Genomic DNA, 18,102 nt, shown 5'->3' with positions numbered 1-18,102 from the left:
CGTCCCTCCATGAGGAGAAACGGATTACCCGGTATTAGCCCCGGTTTCCCGGAGTTATCCCAATCTTATAGGTAGGTTGCCCACGTGTTACTCACCCGTCCGCCGCTAATCAAAGGGAGCAAGCTCCCTTTGATCCGCTCGACTTGCATGTATTAGGCACGCCGCCAGCGTTCGTCCTGAGCCAGGATCAAACTCTCCATAAAAGTGTTTGATTGCTCAAAATAAAACATTGACGAGATATCATGTATCTCATTTTTTCGCTTGGCTTTTGTTCAGTTTTCAAAGAACGTTTTTGTTGTGTCGTTGTTAGCGACTTTATTATCTTATCAATCTCAGATTCAAAAGTCAACAACTTTTTAAAAATGTTTTTTTGTTGCTGTGTTGCTTTTCCTAGCAACGAGTTATAATTTTACAGCAACATCAGACAACCGTCAATACAAAAACAACAATAGAATGAATAAATTTTTATTCCCTCTATAACTACTACCTTTTCATCTTCACCCTATCGAATAAAAACCAACATTACCGAATAGCTGTTCACAACGAAAAAACACCAGCAAAAGAAAAAGACCCACTCTAAAGAGTAAGTCTTCGATAGTTGCTATTCAGTTAAGAACAAGAAGTAAGCAAGGAATACGAAGAATAATCCGTACATAATTGGGTGGACTTCTTTTCCTCTACCTTTAAAGAGCATCGTGATCGGGTACATAATAAAACCAAGTGCAATTCCCGTTGCGATACTGTACGTAAGCGGCATCGCTATAATCGTTAAAAATGCCGGTACAGCAATCTCAAATTTTTTCCAGTCAATCAATCCAAGTGATGAAGCCATGAGCACACCAACAATAATTAACGCAGGTGCTGTTACTTGTTCTGTCACAACTGCTAGTAACGGAGAGAAGAAGAGTGCAACTAGGAATAATCCCGCTGTTACTACGGACGTAAAACCAGTTCGCCCGCCTGCAGCAACACCTGATGAAGATTCGATATATGCTGTAGTAGTTGACGTACCAAGAATCGCTCCGATTGATGTGGCGCTTGAGTCAGCCAAGAGCGCTTTGCCTGCTCTTGGCAACTTATTATCTTTCACAAACCCAGCTTGGTTCGCAACCGCATATAATGTACCTGCTGTATCAAAGAAATCTACAAATAAGAACGTTAAGATGACGACTAATAGTTGAATAGTGAATACCGTTGACCAATCAATCGCAAATGCTTGACCGAACGTTGGTGCAAGACTTGGAATAGAACCAACAATCTGGCTTGGCATTCCAATGATCCCTGTCGCAATCCCAGCAAGCGACGTAATGATCATTCCGTAGAAGATCCCGCCTTTGTATCCCCTTACCATAAAGATAACTGTCACAACAAGACCAAATAATGCTAGAAGCGTTGGGCCCGCTGTCATATCGCCTAACGTTACAGCTGTCGCTTCATAAGGTACGACAACTCCAGCATTCTTCAATCCGATAAATGCAATAAACAAACCAATACCCGCTGCTGCTGCGTATTTCATTTCAGCAGGAATCGCATTAATGATTAACTCACGAATCCGAAAAATAGTAATAAAGATAAAGATAATACCAGACATAAACACACCAAACAACGCAACTTGCCAATCAATACCCATCCCAAGAACAACAGAATAAGCAAAGAATGCATTCAAACCCATTCCAGGGGCGAGGGCGATCGGATAATTAGCTGCAACCCCCATGATTAATGTACCAATTGCCGCGGCTAATGCTGTAGCTGTAAATATCGCCCCGATATCCATCCCTGCATCCGATAAGATAAGCGGGTTTACAAATAGAATATACGCCATTGCTAAAAAGGTTGTCACACCCGCTACTGTTTCCCTACGATATGTCGTTCCGCTTTCTTTAAATCCAAAAAAACGATCCATTTTCTTTTCCCCCATGATTAAAATGAAATCGTCACGTCGTCATAACAAAAAAGCTTTGAGTAACAATCTACCCAAAGCTTAACCACTTATAAATACATGCCCCCCTAGAACTATACCTAGGAGAGAACCTGAATTTACGTAGTCAAGCTATTTACGGTAGCTTGGTAGAGACTCGCAGGCCTTATTCCTGCAGTTATACGAAATGACGTTCTTTATTTATCTATAAAGAAGTCTATCAATCAGGTCTGTGTTTGTCAATCTTATTTCCGAACATTTTTAATTAAAGTTCTTATTTCGTTCGTTTATTCCCACTCAATTGTTGCTGGCGGCTTAGATGTTACATCATACACCACTCGGTTTACATGTTTTACTTCATTTACGATACGCGTGGAGATGATCTCAAGAACATCCCAAGGAATACGAGCCCAGTCTGAAGTCATGCCATCAATAGACGTCACCGCACGAATTCCGACTGTATAATCGTATGTGCGCGCATCTCCCATGACACCAACACTTCGCATGTTAGGAAGCGCCGTGAAATACTGCCAGATTTCACGATCTAAACCAGCTTTTTTAATCTCTTCACGTAAGATCGCATCCGACTCACGTACAATCTCAAGCTTCTCGTCGGTGATTTCTCCAAGGACGCGGATCCCTAGTCCTGGACCTGGGAAAGGTTGACGCCATACAATCTCATCTGGGATTCCTAGCTCAGAACCTAACTCACGTACTTCATCTTTAAATAATGTATTTAACGGCTCAATCAACTTAAACTTCATATCTTCAGGTAATCCACCTACATTGTGGTGAGATTTAATTGTTTGAGCTGTATCTGTACCACTTTCAATAATATCAGTGTAAAGGGTACCTTGAGCAAGGAAGTTCATATCTGTTAACTGACTTGTCTCTTCTTCAAAAACATAGATAAACTCATTCCCGATAATTTTACGTTTTTCTTCTGGGTCAGATACACCCTTAAGCTTCGAAAGGAAACGCTCTTGAGCATCAATTTTAATCACGTTCATGTTAAAGCCTTCGCTGAAGGTTTTCATGACGCCTTCTGCTTCATCTTTACGTAGAAGACCATGATCAATAAACATACACGTCAACTGGTCACCGATTGCTTGATGAAGCAGCACCGCTACAACTGAAGAATCTACTCCACCACTTAGTGCACATAGGACCTTCTTGTCACCAACTAGCTCACGAATCTTCTCCATCTCTACTTCAATGAAGTTCTCCATCGACCATTCACCCTTACATTGACAAATCTCAAATGCAAAGTTTTTAAGCATATCATTCCCAAATTCAGAATGACGAACTTCTGGGTGGAACTGAACTCCGTATAAATGACGCTCTTCATTACTCATCGCAGCGACTGGGCATGATGGGTTAAACGCATCAACAACAAATCCTTCTGGAGGTGCAATAATGAGATCACCATGACTCATCCAAACAGACTGTTCAATTGGTAACCCTTTAAAGATATCTGACTGGTTTTCAATCTTAATGAGTGCTTTTCCGTACTCACGGTGATTCGCCGCTTCTACTTTTCCACCGAAATGTTGTGTCATTAATTGCATTCCGTAGCAAATACCAAAGATCGGAATCCCTAAATCAAAGATCGCCTGGTCTACTTGAGGTGCTCCTTCTGCATAGGCACTATTCGGCCCCCCTGAGAAGATGATGCCTTTAGGATTCATTTCTTTAATTTCCTCAGCTGTTAACTTGCTAGAATGAAGCTCACTGTATACACCTAGATCACGAATACGACGTGTGATTAGTTGGTTGTATTGTCCACCAAAGTCAAGGACAACGATCATTTCTTGGTTTAATTCTTTCATGTTACCCACCCTTTGCTTAGTCAGATTCAAAGTAACCTTCGTTATATAGAAAAAGCCAGAATTCACCCGTCGTCAAAAAAACGTACAAAGGCAGAATTCTAGCTACACTAATCCTGCCTTCATAGTCAGATTATTTACGGCAATCCGGTAGAGACTCTTAGGCCATATTCCTAAGGATATACGAAGGTTCAAAGTCTATTCACATTTTTAGCACGGGTTAATTTTAACAACCCAGTATATCGTGGTCAAGAATTGATTTGCTTTACTACTCGAATCCAGTTTTTTCTGTAAATTCCCCAACTCTCATTTGAAGCCTTCTTACCATAGTAAATCCGCTCGTATTCTTCAGTCATTGTCATCATATCCGTACCGCCAAGGAGAAGGTCGATTCGAATCGCATATTCTCTAAGTGTCTCCCCATTTTGGCGCTTATATCCAATAAATCCAATGAACCACATTAACTTAACGTATGCTTCTAAAAAGGTAGCTTCCGTTTCTGCCTTTTTACTAAAGTAGAGTAAAGTAAACCACCCAACAATTCTTTTTCGACCTTTCACACCTAACAAGGCTAGCCCCACTAAACTTATTAAGAATAAGAAGTTCGTGATCGAAAACGACGAATTCGACTCATCGCTTGAACCGCTAGTTGACTCTGATCCTGAATCCTCTAAGTGAGCGAAAGCATCCTCTACTTCTGTGTCCTCTTCTTCCCCTTCTTCCGTCGCATCTTCCTCTTCTGAACCCTCTTCTTCTGTCTCAACAAATTCATAAGTCGCATCAAAACCTCTCGTTGGCTCAAACGGTACCCATCCTACACCTGGGAAATGCACTTCAACCCATGAATGAGCATTTCCATTCGTCACTTGATAGACATCTCGGTCATCTTCTAGCGTATCGACCGGCTCACCTTCAGTAAATCCTTTTACCCATCTAGCAGGAATGTCGTTAGACCGAAGGAGGACAACCATTGAAGTAGAAAAGTTATCACAATATCCTCTTTGCGTTTCGAATAAGAATTGATCAACATAGTCTTCATCCTCTTGAGGTACAGGAACATCTTGTGTTTCATACGTGAATTCAGGACTCTGAAAATACGCTTCAATCGCTCTTACCTGATCATATCGTGTTTCTTGATCTTCAGTTAACTGCGCAGCTAGCTCATGGACACGATCTGGCAAATCACCTGGTAGTTGCGTATAGTAATCGACAATCTCCATACTTTCTTCTTCATCAGCAGATCGTAGTCCCTCAATATCGAACGTAGGATTTGCATACTCAATTGAATAATTCACAAGTTCAATTGATCCTTCGTTACGAAATGTATCTGCTCTCTCTGTAAACAAATCACGAATAATTTCCGTCTCTTCATTCACCGTTTCTGATAACAGCGTACCTGGATAAAAGAGATGAGGATAATTCCGTGATGCTTCATCAGCAAAGGCTACCTCTGTTCGCCCTAGCGTGAATGTTGCTCCACCCGACTGAAGATCGTCTATACTCATTTCGCCCGCTGGCGTTGGTGGAGTGGTTACTTCCCATCCTCTACCTGTATAAAAATCCTTTGTCTCACCTCGCCAATATCGCCCTTCTTCCACCGCCGCATAGAAAAGCGGTGTTTGGTCGTCGACAAATCCCCCACCGAGTTCTTCATCATTGTCACCGTAACCAATTCGCTGAACACCTTCTCCCCCGCCTTGGCCTGAAGGATCATCTATTCCTAACGCGGCTTTGACATAAGGAATTGGATCCGACCACTGTGGTTCTGGCTTAGGAGCTAGAAATCCTATCGCTCCTGCTACCGCAATGAGTACTAACAGCAAAGAGGCTATTCTCACGGGCAACCAAGCCGGCACATTATTCCAACGATCTTTTTCGATCATGCGATAAAGAGTGACGAACCCAAGCAACAAGCATCCAATAATAAAAATGCGGATGATGGCATACGTTGCATCGTAAACAGTGAAAGTATCAATAACAGTTATATAAATGACCGTAAACACGAGAAAGAAAAGAATCCGCCGTGCATAGACCGTCCAATAAAATAGAAGGTAACTCATAATGGCAAGCAAAGCAAAAAACAGAAAGCTTCGAAACACATCGGTCATCGCATCCCATTGACCAGACATGACAAAGCCGATGTTTGTCAAAAAGTCAGCTAGCAGCCAGCTTACCCATTCCATGGAGAGAAGCGGGCCCTCTACAAAAACATAAAATAGCCCAAATATGATCGCTACTACTTTTAGAGGCAATGAAAAGTAAACTCGTAACTGTAAAAAGGTGATAATAAAAAACGCAGCCGTCATCATCACAAAGACATGCAAAAATCCTGTATCAGTTACATAAGGCACCGGCCAAAGCCATTCAAGTAATAAGATAAAACTTAAACCATACAAAAAGAGGTCACGTGTTATATCGATTTGTTTTCTATTCGTTATCAGCGTTATCACCTCTATATATGACTCATGCGAATCTCTTGTGGAAAGATTCCTTTTCGCCTGAGCTCTTGTAAACTACCAAAATCATAATGACCTTCACCCACTAAGCATACTTGAACAGTCACTTGTTGTTTCTTCATCACTTCAAAGGCACTGATCATGTCCTCATCTAGCTCTGCACAAACGACATATACCGTCTTCCCTTTCCACTCACGATACTTCCTATGGATAGATGGCAATGCAACGTCTGAACGTTTAACCTTTGCTAACAGGTGGAGGACCTGATGCATCTGATGTCGCGATACATCATAAGATTTCCAGTTACTTGTCCTAATTGAAAATGTTACTCTGGGGTTGATTTTCACCGCTGTAGCAGTGAGCGAGGCCGCAAGTGTGATGGATCGTTCAAAAACCGCTTCACTTCCACGTTTTAAATAAGGATCAAACAGAATGACGACACCCTCATGTTGGTATGTTTCAAATTCCTTTGTCATCAATTTTGATGTTCTAGCTGATTGCTTCCAGTCAATGCTTGTCATTCGATCACCTGGTACATAGCCACGAACACCTGCAAGTGACCTTTCTTCCTCACCACCCATATGAGATTTCATCCCTTCTTTTACATGAGTCCCCATCGTTTCCGGTAACTGATCTAGCTCTGCGTAAGTTGGGTAGACTAGAAAACTAGAATCGTGATGTACTCGCACTCTCCTTTCAAAAATGCCAAGTAAATCACCAAAAACGAGTTCTGTCTCTTGCCATTGATGCTCGCCTCGTTTAACATTTTTAATTTTGTATTGAAAACGAAGTTCTTTAGCAAACGAAAAGAAAAACAAAGCTTTGTGGAACTGAACTTGCCCTGCTTCTGGCACCTGATCTTCCACGCTCACATAAAAAAACGGATGAAGCCGATGTTTTTTCACAATAACTTCTACACCAAGCGTATCTCCCGACTTTAAACGTTGGCCGGATAAGTGGCGTTCCACCTTAAATCCCTTTAAAGTACTCAAAGCCATCAACACAGTTATCATAATCGTCGCAACAACACTTAAAAGAAGAAACCAGCTCACAAATCCCCCTTGGAACATGGCGTACACATAAGAAATAACTAAAACCAATCCAATCATAACTATTTTAGTTATCGATTTGGCATTGCGGAAGGCTTGTCCCCTCACAACGACGTCACCTTGTTTCTATGCACAGGGATCCTTACATCTTCTAATACATCACCAATCACAGATTCTACGGTCATATCAGACATCCGAGCTTCTGGCGACAAGATAATGCGATGAGCCATCGTCCATCGTGCAACATGTTTAACGTCATCTGGAATCACATAATCTCTCCCTCTAATTAAGGCATATGCTTGTGCGGCTTTCATAAGAGCAATCCCTCCACGAGGACTGACTCCTAACTCCACAGCTATATGACTTCTTGTAGCTTGGACGAGATCGATGATATAACTCTTTAGAGAATCCTCAACAATCACCTCAGCTACTTTCTTTTGAATAGCTATGACGTGATCAACCGACATAACTGGCTCGACTCGATCAACAGGATGACCATACTCTACACGCTTTAATATTTCCAACTCATCTACTGCTGATGGATAACCGAGTTGGATTTTCAAAAGAAATCGATCAAGCTGCGCTTCTGGTAAGGGGAACGTCCCTGCATATTCGATAGGATTTTGTGTAGCCATCACAAAGAATGGTGTTGGTAACGGAAGGGTATCTCCATCAACTGTGACATGTCCTTCCTCTAGTGACTCAAGCAACGCGGCTTGTGTTTTTGGAGACGTGCGATTTATTTCATCAGCCAATACGACGTTTGCCATAATTGGCCCTGTCTTAAATTCAAAACTTTGCGTCTTTTGATTATAAATAGAGACACCTGTTACATCAGATGGTAGTAAGTCAGGCGTGAACTGAATTCGCTTAAATTCCGCACCAAGTGAACGAGCAATTGCTTTAACCATGACTGTCTTTCCAACGCCTGGTACATCCTCAAGTAAAACATGTCCACCTGCAAACAAAGCGACTAAACTGAGTTCGATCTCGCTTCGCTTTCCAACAACGACCTTCTCTATGTTTTGAATGATACCTTCTATTTGATTTGTCATTTTTTGCATATTCAATCCTCCATTCAGCACTCACTGAGAATCTAATTTACCGATAGTTATCATCGTATCTTCCATTATCATACCATCTATCCATCTAAATGTACGTTACATTTGCTTTACCAACATGAGCCACAGATCGATAGGAAAAGAAGAGCTGTCTCAAACAGCTCTTCTGAACATTAATAATAGTATGGGTACGGATAATATGGATAATAAGGTGCTGGATATGGGTAGTATCCATAGGGTTGATACAGAGCACTTCCTAGTAATCCACCTAACACTCCTCCTGCAAAAGCACCGCCGCCCCAATATGGTCGCCGTCCACCCCATCCTGGTCTCCCTCCCCATCCTGGTCGTCCACCGTAAGGCCTTCTCATATCATACATTCCGTTTGAGTACATACCTGATTCCTCCTTATGATTAATAACCAAATGTTCTAAGTAAGAACACAATGGCACTTGAACAATTTAAAAATTCACCATCCCTTTACGGTATGCAGAATAATCTAGGTGAGTGACGGGTATAAAGAGGGAAATGTGGGTCTTCTTCACCTTAAACAAACGTTTAATTAAGAAGTATGTTCGTATTTAGGCCTGTATATGGATTAAACAAACGTTTAATTAAGGATTCTGTTCGGTTGACATCAAAAAAAGAACAGGTAGATTTCACCTGTCCTTGTCTGTTTATTTACGTAATAACCCTAGATCGAATTCTGGCACAAGACCTTCTGCGCCTGCTCGTCCAAGTAAACTAGCTACTGCATCAAATCCCGCATCACCGAGATCCCTTGTAAAATCATTAACATAGAGATCAATATGAGATTTAGCGACTTCTCTGGAAAGCTCTTGTGCATGTTCCATCACATACGCTTCCGATGCTTTCGGATTAGACCAAGCATATTCAACAGATGCTCTGATCCATTTTTCTATTGCCACCGTGTCTAAAGAACGATGCGCAACAATGGCCCCGAGTGGGATCGGTAACTGTGTATCTTCTTCCCACCACTGTCCAAGATCGACTAGCATCTTTAAATCAAATGCTTGATACGTGAATCTTGCCTCATGAATCACTAGGCCGGCATCGATTTTCCCGTCACGAACCGCAGGCATTATTTCATGAAATGGCATGACGACAATTTCACCTATACCACCTGGAACTACTTTCGATGCCCAAAGTCTAAATAATAAATACGCGGTTGAACGCTCACTTGGTACGGCGACTCTTTTTCCAGATAAGGCTTTTGGAGATTGATCGTTTCCAACTGTTAGCACCAACGGTCCACACCCTCGACCTAAAGCTCCTCCACAAGGGATAAGCGCATAGTCGTCTAATACCCAAGGCAATGCTGCATAAGATATTTTTTGAATCTCTGGCCCTTTACCTTCGGCGGCCCAATAATTGGTCTTGTCAATGTCCGCATAGGTGACATCAAGCTTAGGCACGTTCGGAACCAATCCGTGAACCGCTGCGTGAAAAACAAATGTGTCATTTGGACAAGGAGAAAATGCGATTTTCATCTTAACACCTCCACAATGGTTTTACTTACTATTTCTAATTGGTCAAGCGCATCCTTGATCTTCCACGCTTCTCTATCACGTGGTCCAATTGGGTTTGAAATTGTCCTTACTTCCAACACCGGTATGTTATACAGAGACGCGGCGGTCGCCACACCAAACCCTTCCATCGCCTCAGCAACGGCTAGTGGATACCTTTTGTTTAATTGATCCGTTGCATACTGTGTGCCTGTTACCGTGGATAGCGTAAGGATCTGTCCACTTGTGACCGTGACCTTTCTTTCTTCTAATGCTTGTACGAGACGGTCCTGTGTTTCTGCCTGAACTAAGATTATAGAGCTACCAAATCCCAATTCTTCTATTGGAAGAAACCCTTCTTCTGAATCCGCCCCAAAATCGGCCTGAATGATCTCACTTGAAACAACGACACTCCCAACTGGCGCTCGTTCTATAAATCCACCCGCTATACCTGCACTCACGACATGTGAATAGGAACGTTCAGCTAGCTTTTGAGAGGTCTTTGCTGCTGATGAAGCAATGCCAACACCAGCCACTAAAACGTCCACATTGTCTTGCTCCCTATTTAACCCTCTTAGTATGGCATCTTTCTCAGCTTCTACGGCTACGACAATTAATATAGTTGCATCAATACTCATGAAGAAACACCTCAAACACTCTCAGATTGATTTTCTACTTCTAGTCTACTCGCTACCAGCAATCATGACCAGCTTCATACAATAAAAGACACCTAGACCTTAGGCGCCTTTCGCTAATAAAATAATCATATAGGAGAGATTGTGTGTCCTACATCGACTGCATTTCTGTAATAGGTGTATCAGGATCATTCCCCCACTCTTCCCATGACCCTTCGTACATTTTTAGTTGTCCAAAACCAAGCAATCTTAACGTGAAATACATATGCGACGCTCGCATCGCCTTCTGACAGTAGATGATCGTTTCTATTTCTCTATTCACTCCTATTTCTTGCAATAACTCTTCAATTTCTTGCGCTGATTTAAATACGGGCACATCACCATCTGTTAGTACTTTGTTCCATTCAAGGTTAACCGCAGAAGGAATATGACCTCCTCGCTTTGCGCGAACATCTTTTCCTGTGTACTCATCATGCGAACGTACATCAAGGAGTACTTTACCAGGTTGGTTCATAGCTGATTGAACATAGTCTTTGTCGACTTCAAGTGGTAACGTACTCTTCACTTTAAAATTAGTTTCTTTAGGTATAATTGTCCCCGTTTCTTCATCGCCACTAGCTGCTAACCAAGCTTTATAGCCTCCATTTAACACTTTAACGTTCTGATGACCGTATAGCTCTAATGCATAAAACATCCTCGTTGCCGCTGTATCTCTTCCGTCATCGTAGACGATTACCTCATCATGATTTCCTACTCCTAATTGACTCATCAACTGCTCAAAAGATTCTGGTCGAATTAAATAACCGTCAATTGGATGGGTAGGGTCCACTAGTTCATTGACATCTAAATGAATAGCGCCTGGAATATGACCTTCTTGATAGCCCTCTTCTCTGAGGTCGACTATAATCAATGTCGATTCATTTAGCTTTCTTGCTAGTTCTTTTGCTTGTACGAGCAATTCATGATTTAGGTAAACTACTTCTTTAGCGCTCACTCCAACTGGCCATAAAGATGCAACGATGCACAGACTAACAAATATAATTACTTTCCTCATGTCTGATCACTCCTTTTTCTTCACTGTTCTTAGGATGACCAAAACGTATCATTCCATGAAAAAAAGCAAGCGTCCTATGTTTAGAACGCTTGCTTTCGTTATGCTCTTCTGCCTGTTAAGAGTTGAAGAACGAAGACAACTAATGCCACAACTAACAATAAGTGAATAAGTCCTCCACCAACTTCAAATGCAAATCCAAGTAACCATAATACGAATAATACCACTAATACTGTCCATAACATATTCGCTCATCACCTTTCGTGTTTTTTTATATCTCATTTTTGTCTTGTAGTTACTAAATCCCCGCGTTTCTTAAAAACGAAACCTAACTAAAAAAAAGGAGCCAAAAGTACTCTATGTAGCCTGGCTGGGACCTAAAAAATACAACTCTTTTACCCGTTTCAAAATTTATTTTATGGGTAGAAGATTTTTTCTTATCCATTAATAGGTTTCAATTTTTAAAAGAAAGGAAATAAGGTAAATAAGAAAACAGCCTTTAAAGGAGGAGTAATACATGAGAAAAGATGTTGATGTAGAAGAACGCCATGTAGAGAAGAAACATGATTCAAGTCGTGTCGCTTCAACTTTTATTAAATACGCAGCCTATATTATTATTTTCTTTGGACTATTATGGTTCCTCATTCAATACGTGTTCCCGATGTTTTAATTAGCTACGAGAGAAGCACCCCTACATCAGCGTGTAGGGGTGCTTCTCTCTTTAAAGAAAGGAACTTGTAACGATCTAAACGACGATTGATTCTATTGCGGAATGAATATGATCATCTTCTGTTATTCATCCATCATTGAATTGCTCGCACGTTGTCCAATTTCTATAAATAAAAGAAGTGTAGACTCAGCCTACACTTCTTTGGAACATACATTTTTATGTAGATGGATTTTTATTGCTCCTCAATCTCAAATCTTGTCACGGTATTCATATTTATAAATTGATTTTTGTGATCAAACCATGTTGCCGTTTGAATTTTATCAATTTGTTGATTCAATTCATATCCGCTTTCAAGTTCAAAGACGACACTTTCTCCACCATTAAAATAAAAGGTAACCGTATATCTTTTCATTATTCATCCCTCCTATCTTCACTTTTCCCATTCGTGTAGAAGATTAATCTTATGAATTGCAGAAAAATGTCAAAAAGAAAAGTACTTTCGTTAAATCATAAATAAAGCACCCCCAAGGATGCTTAAATGACCACTTTCAATTCTCCCCGTCCGAAGTAATTTAATAATTCTGCTCCATTATAAACAAGATTAACAATATCTGCGATTCGATATTGTTCTTCTGTAATGGTCATTCGTTCTTTATCTGGATAAGGAATAAAGACTCTAAATCCATCTACTGCTACCGTATGGAATCTCTCGATGGCCACTCCATTATAGCGAAGATTAAAGAATTTCTCATAAGCCATCTCATCTTCATAGACTGACACCCATTCCTCATTCAATTCTTCGCTTGGGATGGTAATATCTGAATCAATCGTAATTGAAATATTCTCCTTAAACACATACACACCTGTCTCATGATCAAACAACCAATCCTCAGGCCTAGAATTAGCTACACTCATCTTAAATTCTTCATATCTCATATCGTCATCTCCCTTTTAGATTATATGTCCCCGTTATCTAGACAGTTGAAACAAAAAAAAGCATTCCACACAGTGTGGGAAGGCTTTTAGATGATCTCTTGTTTAATAGAAATTAAAAAAGCTCCCCACAAGTTTATGAACTTGTGGGAAGCTTATTCTAAAAAGGTATTAGTTCGTGGCCAAAATGTGGTCAATGACCCATTTAAAACCAGCAAGAATAGCTGAAACCCTCGATTTAAAGGCTTCATAAGGGCATGAATTACATCATGCCGCCCCTATGGTGGGAGTGTGTAATATCTTTAACCTGGTGTGCTAAACGTGCGGAATCTCAAGGTTTTGTTAAGATCTTACTGTGAAATCTTTAACGGGATTTAACCGTTCTTCATTAGATTGCGTTAGCAAAATGTTAGCAATGCGTTTTGGATTAAAGGACTGTAATAGATGTTAAGATTCTATTGTGTAATAAATAATTTTATCCTTAATTTGTCCCGATTTCTTAATTGATAATTTGTCCATTATTTTGTTAATTCCAAAAGTGTCCCCGTTTGCCCCTATTATACTAAGGAGATTTCTTCGAGTTGGCTTTAGGCTACGCCCACGATGGTGTTCAATCTTTCCTTTGCGATAAACACTGTAAAACGTGGTTTCTGACGCAATATATATATTTCTTTAGCCGGAATTGTCTTTGTTAGATGTGCAATTTTTTATCGTTGTCTGACCTCCCAATCTAATTGAATACTAAACAAGCAAAAAAGGAGAACCTAAAATGTTTGAAAACTAAGTGTGAAAGTTTTGTTAAGTTGGTATTATTAGGATAAAGCTAAAGGATGTGTTAAAGGATACTGTTGATATCAAATAATTTCGGGCTCATCGTTTGAAACGGTAGCTTCACACGCCATTCTAGAACTGAACGGTTGAAAATTAGAATGAAATGAATCCAAAATCAACAACACCTTTTAACTGCACTAAAAAAATAGATAACCCTTAAATATAGGTGTTATTTACTCCCTGGTAACTCTTTATTTAATTCGTTTTTTTCTAGCTCTGAAGGTTCTTTTAGTTCGCTATCTTCTGTAATCGTCGCTTTACTTTCTCGGATAGCACTCTCTTCAAGAGCTTCTGTTTTAGTGTTCTGCTGCTCTTCTTCGACCTTTTCAGGTTCTTCTCCGATACAGTCACCAGTCTTTGCTTCTTCTTCAAGTATTTTTTCGTCTATTTCTTCACTATTTATACCCTCATTACTTCCCTTTGTAACATCACCAAAAGAACATGACGGCTTCTCTGCTTCATCACTACCTCGGTCATCTAATGAAACGCTTGATAATAAAAGAGTTTCTTCTTGTTCCTTTACTATTTCATTATCTTGATCGATTTCTGCGATTTCACTATTTGTACTTTCTGTTTCTTGTTCAGTCGAAGATAATTTTTCTAAGCTTAATTTTTCCTCATTTAAATATGGTGCATTCGTTGATGCTTCATTATTAGTAACTTCGTTAAACTCACCGTCACTACTAATAGCACCGTCTTTAGTTTGACTTATTTCTGGTAGCACTTCCTCTACTTCTTCTGCATATACCAAAATTTTCTCATCCAATTCTAGAGTGATGGCATCATTAATATACCCACCAGAAAATCCAATCAGTTGTAAATTGTTATTAACCTTCTCAAATTGACCATTGGGAACTACTAGTTCCAGTTTAATAGTTTCAGAAGAATTTGGAGATAGAGAGAAACTATTCTGACTAGTTACTATGTTTAAGGCCTTGATTTCTATAGGAATTGAATTATTAATTTTATTGTGTAAATTCAAATTAGCAAGAACTGTTCCTCTCTCTTTGTATTGTATATCGGTAATAGTGTACTCTAGTAATTCCGCTGTCGTTGCAGTTTTTATGAAATTTGAACTGAAAGATGCTTCACTTGTAAAAACCGCATCGACTTTAGAGGAATTTAACCCAACGAAGAAAATGGTCATGAATATAAACATTAATTTCTTCAAATTATTCCCCCCTTTGTAAAAAGAACCAGATGTTCCACTGGTTCTTTTCATTGGATCTAGTATTATTATTATTATTATTATTATTATTATTATCTTTCAACTGTATTATTTTGTACTGCTTCCGTTTTAAAGGATGCACTTAATGGTAACCCTTGATACTCGTTACCCGCACTTTCATCAAGAGTTAATGAAACTTCAACTCTAATCTTTTCACCAGGTAATAATGTTTTAAATTCTCTTAGTGGGTTAGTTGTACGTTGGCCTTTTGTTAAAATTGAGTAAAGATTATTGTTTTGAAGGCTATCCTTTAATACACGAGTTTCCTCTGTACCATCTACTGCTATATGAGTAAATACTGCTTCAGCTATAATTGGTTTAAAGAATTCTCTATTATTTCTAATAGAAGTGCTTCCGAGTTTAAAATCAAATGCTGTGATACCATTGTCAGTAACTCTTAAATCAAATGCACGTGTACCATCATTTTTGATATAGAATGCATTAGCATCTAATGTTTCTCCAGGATAAATATCTAGATTATCTCTATCAGAGAATAGTGTAAACTCTTCGCTTCCGTTAACTATTTCTCCATTACCTTCAATATTTAAGATAAGTTCCGCAGATCTAGCTGCCTCAGTTGATACTGCTGATACAGATTGTCTATCATTAAAACTCGAATACGTACCTACACCTACACCCGCGATTAATGTTGCAGATAGTGCTGTTCCTACTAAAGTCTTTTGAATTTTGTTCATTTTAAATTCCTCCTAATATTGTTTTAAAATTTTTTTAGTTTGTTTTATTTGTCGAAGGAAATAACCTTCTGAAAATCTCGATAATAAATACTAACAATAACGGTGTAATTACAAATGAGATCATCCCAATGGGTGAAGCAATAAACGATGAAATCTTTCCGAAGTTAGGTATTGTCATTTGATGAACGCCTAACACTGAGGACATATGTACAAGCTCTCCATCTGGGTATGCATTGTTGTCACCCTTTGTCTCAAAGTATTCACCTTCCAGATCTATAACTCTATGTGTTACTAAGTTTTGATCTGCCCGAAATGTTATGATATCACCTTCCTTAATGGTTTCAGATTCCCTAATGATGATCATGTCACTAGCTTTAAACTCTGGCATCATACTATTTGACAGAATAATTAAAGGTTGATAACCAAAGACTGGGTTGTGACTCTTGTCATCGCTTAGTATGTGGAGCATCCAAGCAGCTCCGATAAAAAGTAGAACAATCACAGTAAAAATAAAACCGAATACTTTTTTGATCATTTTATTGCCTCCGAATTCTTTTCGAATTCTGTTGTTTCCTTGCTTGCTACTTTACATGTATAATCATAAAACGAATCTAAGGTAATGGGTATCATGCACTGGTTTGATTCTAGGTATCTAATAGGTGGAGTTTCCCTCTCATACTGAAGGATGAGGGATTTACAACTTTTAGCTTCTTAATATATAAAAAAGAAACTCAACTAAGTCTTTAGATTGAGTTCCTTTTGAAGTTTTGATAAGATATAGCGAATAATATAGGCCGGCTGTTCAGAATTAGCAATAGCCCTTTGGAAAGTCATATCATTTTGACAATACGGACATTGCCATGTACCTTTTCCAGAACTACTATACGATTTCTCCTGACAGTGATTACATGTTTTATGATACATTTGACTCCTCCAGTAATGAAGTATTTCTATTATCATAACAAAGTCAAATTATAAGTTGCATCAACTATCAGTACGATTGTCTTTAGTAACGAGAATGAAGTCACCTCATACTTGAGTATGAGGTGACTTCGTATTCTTTAACTTACATTTCGCTCACTCTCTACTGAGCTTTTAGTTTCTAGTACTTTTACTAACGCTTCTACAACTTTTTTCTTATATGTTCTTCCACTCATTTCTTTAATTTCCTTGAGAACAGCTTCTATTGAATGCTCTTCGCGATATGCCCTCGGCTTTGTCATTGCTAAAAATGTCTCGACTATACCTAAAATTTGTGACAAGGTTGAAATATCTTTTTCTTTTAAATTAAAGGGATATCCAGATCCATCAATACGTTCATGATGGTTGATAAAAGCTTCCTTAATTTTACTAAAAGCAGGAAAGTTTCCAAGTAGCTTTACACCTAGTAAGCAATGATCTTGAACAACTTTAAACTCATAACTTGTTAGCTTGTCACCTTTCTCAAATAAATAATCTGGCCACTGAACCCTACTAACATAATGAGCAAGTGATAATAATTCAATTTCCCAATCATGTATTCTCTCTTCAGGGAAATGTGCTACTATTTTCTTCATTAACTCTGATGCCTGTTCAATCTCACTACGCGACGTTTGCGTTTTCGTTTCTACAATAGGTACTAATGTATTTAATAAATACACAACATGCTCTTTACTTCGTGTTTCTGTATCGTGAATAGTTATAGTCTTAACTACTGAAGAATTCATAACCATTAGATAGCCTACAACTACACTTCCTACACCGAAGAGGAGGCGACTTAAGATACTCAACGCATTTTCAATTACCCAACCAACTTGAGTAGGATCTAAAAACAAAAAAATAAAGTAAAAAGCAAGAAAAATTGTACTCCAGGTAATATATACTTTTTTGCTTTCCAATAAACCAAGAATGATTGGATAAAAAAGTAAATAAACCCACATTTCGGAGTAACTCAATGGATTGTATACTGTAACTAAAAAAAAGAGAAGAAAGACGGTACCCGCTGTTAAGTGTTGGTAGTAAGTTTTTTCCTTATTAAACTGTCTATGTAGAATGAAAAATACCCAATGAAATAACCCAGCAAACGTGAAGCCAATCAGCATCGTCCACGCATATTCTGTTCTATGCATGGTAAATAAAATAATGCTTGAAAGAACACCAAGGCTCATAAGGCAAGCTAATCCGCCTAGTATGAGATCTCCTCTAACTTTCATTCCTTGATCATACGTATCCATATTAACGCCC

17 protein-coding genes, 2 riboswitches and 1 other annotated feature (1 of these 20 only partly in view) are annotated in these 18,102 nt (G+C 39.1%); of the genes, 1 reads left to right on the top strand and 16 read right to left on the bottom strand.

The features are described from left to right. Positions 1–203: a sequence feature (16S ribosomal RNA rRNA prediction is too short), on the bottom strand; it reaches 288 nt to the left of the window's first position. Positions 204–601: 398 nt separating this feature from the next. The 10 genes from CDZ88_RS00210 to CDZ88_RS17225 form a co-directional block, all read right to left on the bottom strand. Beyond that, positions 602–1,903, bottom strand: coding sequence for an NCS2 family permease (locus tag CDZ88_RS00210; RefSeq protein ID WP_100371640.1), 1,302 nt, complete (start codon positions 1,901–1,903; stop codon positions 602–604). Between the two features lie 119 nt (positions 1,904–2,022). Beyond that, a riboswitch (purine riboswitch) is annotated at positions 2,023–2,124 on the bottom strand. An 81-nt stretch (positions 2,125–2,205) separates the two neighbouring features. Then, positions 2,206–3,747, bottom strand: a complete 1,542-nt coding sequence (gene guaA / locus CDZ88_RS00205; protein WP_100371639.1) for a glutamine-hydrolyzing GMP synthase — start codon at positions 3,745–3,747, stop codon at positions 2,206–2,208. A gap of 102 nt (positions 3,748–3,849) precedes the next feature. Continuing rightward, a riboswitch (purine riboswitch) is annotated at positions 3,850–3,951 on the bottom strand. A 41-nt stretch (positions 3,952–3,992) separates the two neighbouring features. After that, positions 3,993–6,140: a transglutaminase TgpA family protein gene (locus CDZ88_RS00200; protein ID WP_232718510.1), complete on the bottom strand. Its 2,148-nt coding sequence runs from the start codon at positions 6,138–6,140 to the stop codon at positions 3,993–3,995. A gap of 56 nt (positions 6,141–6,196) precedes the next feature. Beyond that, entirely contained in the window at positions 6,197–7,357 is a 1,161-nt protein-coding gene (locus CDZ88_RS00195; RefSeq protein ID WP_100371638.1) for a DUF58 domain-containing protein, read from the bottom strand. Continuing rightward, on the bottom strand, positions 7,354–8,313 hold the full coding sequence (locus CDZ88_RS00190; RefSeq protein ID WP_442857072.1) for an AAA family ATPase: 960 nt from the start codon (positions 8,311–8,313) through the stop codon (positions 7,354–7,356). The genes CDZ88_RS00195 and CDZ88_RS00190 overlap by 4 nt, the downstream gene beginning before the upstream one ends. Before the next feature lie 170 nt (positions 8,314–8,483). After that, entirely contained in the window at positions 8,484–8,705 is a 222-nt protein-coding gene (locus CDZ88_RS00185; RefSeq protein ID WP_100371637.1) for a hypothetical protein, read from the bottom strand. A 282-nt stretch (positions 8,706–8,987) separates the two neighbouring features. Beyond that, positions 8,988–9,821, bottom strand: coding sequence for a 1,4-dihydroxy-6-naphthoate synthase (locus CDZ88_RS00180; protein WP_100371636.1), 834 nt, complete (start codon positions 9,819–9,821; stop codon positions 8,988–8,990). Beyond that, on the bottom strand, positions 9,818–10,474 hold the full coding sequence (locus CDZ88_RS00175; RefSeq protein ID WP_100371635.1) for a futalosine hydrolase: 657 nt from the start codon (positions 10,472–10,474) through the stop codon (positions 9,818–9,820). The genes CDZ88_RS00180 and CDZ88_RS00175 overlap by 4 nt, the downstream gene beginning before the upstream one ends. Before the next feature lie 148 nt (positions 10,475–10,622). Then, positions 10,623–11,525 (bottom strand): sulfurtransferase, encoded by a 903-nt coding sequence (locus CDZ88_RS00170; protein WP_100371634.1) that lies wholly within the window; start codon positions 11,523–11,525, stop codon positions 10,623–10,625. 98 nt (positions 11,526–11,623) lie between these two features. Continuing rightward, complete coding sequence (locus CDZ88_RS17225) at positions 11,624–11,767, bottom strand: lmo0937 family membrane protein (RefSeq protein WP_157796424.1); 144 nt, start codon at positions 11,765–11,767, stop codon at positions 11,624–11,626. A gap of 272 nt (positions 11,768–12,039) precedes the next feature. On the opposite strand from CDZ88_RS17225, the gene CDZ88_RS17525 reads away from it, so the two are divergent. After that, the gene (locus CDZ88_RS17525) at positions 12,040–12,192 is read left to right on the top strand and encodes a hypothetical protein (RefSeq protein ID WP_198507794.1); all 153 of its coding nucleotides are present in this window, start codon (positions 12,040–12,042) and stop codon (positions 12,190–12,192) included. Positions 12,193–12,424: 232 nt separating this feature from the next. Here CDZ88_RS17525 and CDZ88_RS00165 read toward each other — a convergent pair whose 3' ends face one another. From CDZ88_RS00165 to CDZ88_RS00135, 6 genes are all read right to left on the bottom strand, one after another. Continuing rightward, positions 12,425–12,604, bottom strand: coding sequence for a hypothetical protein (locus CDZ88_RS00165; RefSeq protein ID WP_100371633.1), 180 nt, complete (start codon positions 12,602–12,604; stop codon positions 12,425–12,427). A gap of 122 nt (positions 12,605–12,726) precedes the next feature. After that, positions 12,727–13,128 (bottom strand): hypothetical protein, encoded by a 402-nt coding sequence (locus tag CDZ88_RS00160; protein ID WP_100371632.1) that lies wholly within the window; start codon positions 13,126–13,128, stop codon positions 12,727–12,729. Between the two features lie 997 nt (positions 13,129–14,125). Continuing rightward, entirely contained in the window at positions 14,126–15,127 is a 1,002-nt protein-coding gene (locus CDZ88_RS00155) for a hypothetical protein (protein ID WP_100371631.1), read from the bottom strand. 89 nt (positions 15,128–15,216) lie between these two features. Beyond that, a complete protein-coding gene (locus CDZ88_RS00150; protein ID WP_100371630.1) occupies positions 15,217–15,879 on the bottom strand; it encodes a hypothetical protein in 663 nt (220 codons plus the stop codon). Between the two features lie 34 nt (positions 15,880–15,913). Then, positions 15,914–16,414: a signal peptidase I gene (locus tag CDZ88_RS00145; RefSeq protein ID WP_100371629.1), complete on the bottom strand. Its 501-nt coding sequence runs from the start codon at positions 16,412–16,414 to the stop codon at positions 15,914–15,916. 526 nt (positions 16,415–16,940) lie between these two features. Then, positions 16,941–18,092 carry an HD-GYP domain-containing protein gene (locus CDZ88_RS00135; RefSeq protein WP_100371627.1) on the bottom strand — a complete coding sequence of 384 codons (1,152 nt, stop codon included), beginning with the start codon at positions 18,090–18,092 and terminating at the stop codon, positions 16,941–16,943. Positions 18,093–18,102 lie beyond the last annotated feature (10 nt).

Origin of the sequence: Bacillus sp. FJAT-45037, assembly GCF_002797325.1 — a bacterium.
Lineage (GTDB): Bacteria > Bacillota > Bacilli > Bacillales > Bacillaceae_D > Alkalihalophilus.
Note: the sequence above shows the minus strand (reverse complement) of the source record. Positions and strands in the feature narration are given on the sequence as shown.